We start from the raw sequence: 1,039 nt of genomic DNA, 5'->3' as shown, positions 1-1,039 counted from the left end.
GCACCCCCTTGCGGGAGTGCCTTTTCGTTCAGACTAGGAATTAACCATTGATAGCAGGAGCGGTCAGAGCTACAGGAGCCTGTTCACCACTAGCTAAGTCTAAGGGGAAGTTGTGAGCATTACGCTCGTGCATTACTTCCATACCGATACCAGCGCGGTTCAGCACATCAGCCCAGGTACCGATTACACGACCTTGAGAATCGAGAATCGACTGGTTGAAGTTGAAACCGTTGAGGTTGAACGCCATGGTGCTAACACCCATCGCGGTAAACCAGATACCGATTACCGGCCATGCACCTAAGAAGAAGTGCAGAGAGCGGCTGTTGTTGAAAGAAGCGTATTGGAAGATTAAACGTCCGAAGTAACCGTGAGCGGCAACGATGTTGTAGGTTTCTTCTTCTTGACCGAATTTGTAACCGTAGTTCTGAGATTCGATTTCAGTGGTTTCACGCACTAAGGAAGAAGTTACTAGAGAACCGTGCATCGCGGAGAACAAGGAACCGCCGAACACACCGGCAACACCTAACATATGGAAGGGGTGCATCAGGATGTTATGTTCTGCTTGGAACACGAACATAAAGTTGAAGGTTCCAGAGATTCCTAAAGGCATACCATCAGAGAAGGAACCTTGTCCGATGGGGTAGATTAGGAATACAGCAGTGGCGGCGGATACGGGTGCAGAGTAAGCTACACAGATCCAAGGACGCATTCCTAAACGGAAAGACAGTTCCCACTGACGACCGAGGTAGCAGAAGACACCTAGTAGGAAGTGGAAAATGACTAACTGGTAGGGACCACCGTTGTATAACCACTCATCTAAGGAAGCTGCTTCCCAGATGGGGTAGAAGTGGAGTCCAATCGCGTTGGAGGAGGGAACAACTGCACCAGAGATGATGTTGTTTCCGTAGAGTAGGGAACCGGCTACAGGCTCGCGAATACCGTCGATGTCTACGGGAGGAGCGGCGATAAAGGCGATGATGAAGCAGGTGGTGGCGGTGAGCAGGGTGGGGATCATGATGACACCGAACCAGCCGACATA

Annotated in this window: 1 protein-coding gene; it reads right to left on the bottom strand. The window is 50.5% G+C overall.

Features of this window, described 5'->3' with window-relative positions:
- Nucleotides 1-40 precede the first annotated feature (40 nt).
- A partial coding sequence (psbA, locus tag MiAbW_RS19110) for a photosystem II q(b) protein (RefSeq protein WP_151697349.1) occupies nucleotides 41-1,039 on the bottom strand: 999 nt, incomplete at its 5' end.

Source organism: Microcystis aeruginosa NIES-4325 (genome assembly GCF_008974145.1).
In the GTDB taxonomy this organism is placed as follows: Bacteria; Cyanobacteriota; Cyanobacteriia; order Cyanobacteriales; family Microcystaceae; genus Microcystis; species Microcystis aeruginosa_G.
This window is presented reverse-complemented; position numbering and strand designations above follow the sequence as displayed.